This is a genomic window from Oleiphilus sp. HI0128 (genome assembly GCF_001635365.1).
Window position 1 is genome coordinate 1 of record NZ_LWGG01001462.1, and the last position, 1,795, is coordinate 1,795.

2 protein-coding genes and 1 pseudogene are annotated in these 1,795 nt (G+C 45.8%); all 3 read right to left on the reverse strand.

Features of this window, described 5'->3' with window-relative positions:
• Positions 1-762, reverse strand: a 762-nt coding sequence (locus tag A3763_RS24155) for a sulfite exporter TauE/SafE family protein (protein WP_068760658.1), incomplete at its 3' end; no start/stop codon positions are given.
• A gap of 32 nt (positions 763-794) precedes the next feature.
• Positions 795-1,499 carry a pirin-like bicupin family protein gene (locus A3763_RS24160; protein ID WP_068513578.1) on the reverse strand — a complete coding sequence of 235 codons (705 nt, stop codon included), beginning with the start codon at positions 1,497-1,499 and terminating at the stop codon, positions 795-797.
• Positions 1,500-1,539: 40 nt separating this feature from the next.
• Positions 1,540-1,795: pseudogene (locus tag A3763_RS24165) on the reverse strand (glutathione S-transferase family protein); the annotation flags it as partial.

Below are 1,795 nucleotides of genomic sequence, written 5' to 3' on the forward strand. Positions count from 1 at the left end.
ACTAATGAGTAAGCCAAGCCCTGACAGAAATAACAAACCCTTACACGCAGACATGAAATGGGCTTCACTCATTTTTGTATGCAAGCGATGTCCTAAAGTCGAACCAAGTAAGCAAGCCGGTAACAAAATTATGTCGATAATCAACAACGACGACACAGAAAAACCACTCTGTGACTGGGCGGCTAAGGCATACGGAACGATTTTAACCAGATTCATCATCGCAAAAAACATGGCAGCGCTTGCCAACCACGTGCGCTTGGGTAATCGTATCGTGGCCAAATAAATATTAATCGGTGGACCACCTGCGTGTAGCAATGTGCTGGTTAAACCAGACAAGGTCGCCCAAAAAAGACCTGCATAGGGCAGGTGAGCCAAAACGGGGCTCAACTGTTTCCACAGCGCGAATGCAATGCAAAATAAACCAAGCAAAGACTGTAACAAGCTACTGGACAATCCACCCAATAAATAGCCACCCGCGATGATGCCGACCAGTGCCGCGGGGCCGATCACTTTTATTTCTTGCCAGTTCACGCTGCGCCAATAATAGTGCATCGTCTTTGCGTCCATCACAATGAGAAGCGGCAACATTAAAATAGCGGCAACCGGCACGGGCATCACGAACGATAGTAATGGTACCGCGATAACACCCGCTCCTCCGGCAAAACCAGATTTTGAGATCCCCGTTATTAACACGCCAACCACGGCTAGCCCCCAAAATAGCGGGTCAAGCAATAATAGGCTTAGGTCATCAGTTGCATTCATCAGAATGTTTTCTCGCGTTATATTACAAGCAATTATCTTGGCGGGAGGTCAAACCAAAGAGCAGTCAAGCCTTCATCTTTGGCCGTAATAGATAGCTGATCTTTTATAATACCTAGACCATCACCTGGCTTTAATTCAAGCTTGTCAGTCGATGTAACGCCAAGTCCCTCCCCCTCAATTACATGCAAATAACCCACTCGCGCTTGAGCCGTCAATTCGTAGCGTTCTCCGGCGTTTAGCTGCAAGCGAAAAAGGCTCACATCCTGGTGAATACTTAGGCTACCGTTGCTTCCATCTGGCGTTACCAAAGCTGTCAGTGTCGAAGACTGTAAGATGGGCATTTGCTCGTAACTAGGTTCAATGAGTTTTACATTTGGACTGATCCAAATTTGCAAAAACTTCAATGCTTCGGTTTTAGATGCGTTAAATTCAGAGTGCATAATCCCTGACCCTGCGCTCATACGCTGAACCTCTCCCTCAGGCACTATAAAGTGATTTCCTGTGCTATCTCTGTGCTCGATAGCCCCCTCCAATATATAAGAAATAATTTCCATATCTCGATGACCATGATTATCAAAACCCGCACCGGGGGAAACCTCATCATCATTGATGACTCTCAGTACCGAAACTCCCATGTGATCGGCGTCGTAATAGTGACCAAACGAAAAGCTATGTTGGCTATTTAACCAAGAAAAGTTGGCCTTACCTCGTTCGTCAGCAGCTCGATAATAAAGCATGACAACTCCTTACTTTTGATGAAAATAGTGACTGAGATCGTTAGTTAGCTTTTTCCAACTGGTCTCGATCATGGGGTAAATCGAAATCTTGTTCAGGCCCTAAAGGAATGACCCCCGTCGGATTGATCGTAAGGTGACTGGCGTAATAGTGGGTTTTGATATGCTCAAAATTCACTGTCTGGGCCACCCCTGGCACTTGATACAGCTCGCGAACATAAGAACTCATCGCGGGGTAACTCGCTATCAGTTGTCTATTGGTTTTAAAGTGTCCAAAATAAACAGCGTCGAATCGAATC